We start from the raw sequence: 3,011 nt of genomic DNA, 5'->3' as shown, positions 1-3,011 counted from the left end.
CCAGCATCACGAAGCGGGGCTTCAGCGCCATGGCGCGCGCGATGGCGATGCGCTGGCGCTGGCCGCCGGAGAATTCATGCGGATAGCGATCCTGCATGGCGGGATCGAGCCCGACTTCCTCCAGCGCTTCCGAAACGACGGCGCGGCGCTCTTTCGCCGTCATGCCGGCCTTCTGGACGATGAGGCCCTCCTCGACGATCTGGCTGACCGAGAGGCGCGGCGAGAGCGAGCCGTAAGGATCCTGAAAGACGATCTGCATGTCCTTGCGCAAGGGGCGCAGTTCCTTCGATTTCAACCCCTGGATCGGCTGGCCGCGAAAGCGGATGTCACCCTCGCTCGAAATGAGTCTGAGCAGCGCAAGGCCGAGCGTCGTCTTGCCCGAACCGGATTCGCCGACGACGCCGATGGTGCGGCCTTCGCGGACGTTGATCGAAACGTCGTCGACCGCCTTGACGTAGCCGACGGTCTTTCTGAGAAAACCCTTCCTGATCGGGAACCAGACCTTGAGCCGGTCGGCCTCCATGATGAGCGCGCCGTCCTTCGGCGCGCCGAGCGCGCGGCCGCGCGGCTCAGAGGCGATGAGCTTTTGCGTATAGGCGTGCTTCGGATGGGTGAAGACCTCCTCGGTGGCGCCTTGCTCGACGATCTTGCCTTTCGTCATCACGAAGACGCGGTCGGCCATCTTGCGCACGATGCCGAGGTCGTGGGTGATGAGGAGGAGCGCCATCCCCATCTCGCGCTTCAAATCCTTCAGCAGTTCGAGGATCTGCGCCTGCACGGTGACGTCGAGCGCCGTCGTCGGTTCGTCGGCGATCAGAAGGTCGGGTTCGTTGGCGAGCGCCATGGCGATCATCACGCGCTGGCGCTGGCCGCCGGAGAGTTCGTGAGGATAAGCGCCGAGGCGCGATTGCGGATCGGGAATGCCCACCTTGGTCAGAAGGTCGATGACACGAGCCCGAATGGCGGCTCCGCGCAATCCCTTGTGGAGCTCCAGCACTTCGCCCACCTGCCGCTCGATCGTGTGCAGCGGGTTGAGCGAGGTCATGGGCTCTTGAAAGACCATGGTGATCTTGTTGCCGCGCACCTTGCGCAAGCGCGGTTCGCTCGCGCCGACGAGATTTTCGCCCTCGAAGACGATCTCCCCCGAAGGATGGGAGGCTTGCGGATAGGGAAGAAGCTGCAGGATCGAGAGCGCCGAGACGGATTTGCCCGAGCCGGATTCGCCCACCAGCGCGACGGTCTCGCCCGGCTTGATGTCGAAGGAAATGCGGTCGACGGCGAGTACGTCTCGCCCGTCCGAGCGGAAAGCGACCGAGAGGTCTCTGACCTCGACGAGAGGCTTCGTCTCGCTCATTCGAGCACCTTGCGCGGATCGAAGGCGTCGCGCACCGCCTCGCCGATGAAGATCAGCAGGCTCAGCATGATCGCGATGGAGAAGAAGCCGGTGAGGCCGAGCCAGGGCGCCTGAAGATTGGCCTTGCCCTGCGCCAGCAATTCGCCGAGCGAGGCCGATCCGGGCGGCAGGCCGAAGCCGAGGAAGTCGAGCGATGTCAGCGTCGTGATCGAGGAGTTGAGGATGAAGGGCATGAAGGTGATGGTCGCGACCATCGCGTTCGGCAACAGATGCTTGAAGATGATGACGCCGTCGCTGAGCCCCAGGGCGCGCGCCGCCTTCACATACTCGAAATTGCGCCCACGCAGGAACTCCGCGCGCACCAGGCCGACAAGCGACGTCCAGTTGAAGAGAAGCAGGATGCCGAGGAGCAGCCAGAAGCTCGGCACGAACATGGCGGCGAGAATGATGAGGAGATAGAGCGTCGGCACACTGGTCCAGATTTCGATGAAGCGCTGAAAGAGCAAATCGGTCCAGCCGCCGAAATAGCCCTGCACCGCGCCGGCCGCGATGCCGATGACCGACGAGGCGGCGGCGAGGATGAGGCCGAAGAGAACCGAGATGCGGAAGCCGTAGATGAGACGCGCCGCGACGTCGCGGCCCTGATCGTCGGTCCCGAGCCAGTTTTCCCGGCTCGGCGGCGCGGGCGCGGGCACCGGCAGGTTGAGATTGATGGTGCGGTAGTCGTAGCGGATGAGCGGCCAGACGATGTGGCCGCCCGCATCCGCGATGAGCTTGACGACGTAGGGATCGCGATAATCGGCCTCCGTCTGGAACTCGCCGCCGAAAGTCGTTTCGGGATAAGACGCGAACACGGGCGCATAGAGGCCGCCCTTGAAGGTGACGAGGAGCGGCCGGTCGTTGGCGATGAATTCGGCGAAGAGCGAAATGAAGAAGAGCGCGAGAAAGAGCCAGAGGCTCCAGTAGCCGCGCCTGTTCGCCTTGAAATTCCGCCAGCGCCGTCTGTTGATCGGATTGAGGGCGAAGCGACCGGAGGAGAGGAAGCTCATGCCCTCGTCTCCCGGATCAAAAAAGAACCTGTCACCCCGGCCTTCGTGCCGGGGTCCAGGGGACGCTTGGTCGGAGCGTGCCGCCCCTGGGTCCCGGGACGAGCCCGGGATGACATCCAGAGTTTGCGCACAAATCCGGCAAGAAAATTCGGCAACGTCACCCTCAGACCTCCCGCGTCTCGAAGTCGATGCGCGGATCGACCCAGGTATAGGTGAGGTCGGAGATCAGCGCGACGATGAGGCCGATGAGGCCGAAGACGTAGAGCGTCGCGAAGACGACGGGATAGTCGCGGTTGACGATCGACTCGTAGGAAAGGAGGCCGAGCCCGTCGAGCGAGAAGATCGTCTCGATGAGAATGGAGCCTGAGAAGAAGGCGCCGATAAAGGCGCCGGGGAAACCGGCGATCACGATCAGCATGGCGTTGCGGAAGACATGGCCATAGAGCACCTGCCGCTCGTCGAGACCTTTGGCGCGGGCGGTGACAACATACTGCTTGCGGATTTCGTCGAGGAAGGAGTTCTTGGTCAGCAGCGTCGAAGTCGCGAAGCCGCCGATGGTCATCGCCGTCACCGGCAGCACGATATGCCAGAGATAGTCGAGCGCCTTG

3 protein-coding genes are annotated in these 3,011 nt (G+C 63.5%); all 3 read right to left on the bottom strand.

Features of this window, described 5'->3' with window-relative positions:
• Positions 1 to 1,354: ABC transporter ATP-binding protein (locus tag VMR03_RS13305; RefSeq protein WP_325405997.1), on the bottom strand; the 1,354-nt coding region annotated here is incomplete at its 3' end.
• Entirely contained in the window at positions 1,351 to 2,403 is a 1,053-nt protein-coding gene (locus tag VMR03_RS13300; protein ID WP_325405995.1) for an ABC transporter permease, read from the bottom strand. The genes VMR03_RS13300 and VMR03_RS13305, both read right to left, overlap by 4 nt.
• Positions 2,404 to 2,566: 163 nt before the next feature.
• On the bottom strand, positions 2,567 to 3,011 hold a 445-nt coding region (locus VMR03_RS13295), incomplete at its 5' end, for an ABC transporter permease subunit (RefSeq protein ID WP_325405993.1).

This window comes from Parvibaculum sp. (genome assembly GCF_035511255.1).
GTDB lineage: Bacteria > Pseudomonadota > Alphaproteobacteria > Parvibaculales > Parvibaculaceae > Parvibaculum.
This window is presented reverse-complemented; position numbering and strand designations above follow the sequence as displayed.

Bases quoted from the DNA above. Each gene is read 5' to 3' on its own strand.
- VMR03_RS13300 (WP_325405995.1), bottom strand. From the start codon at position 2,403: ATGAGCTTCCTCTCCTCCGGTCGCTTCGCCCTCAATCCGATCAACAGA.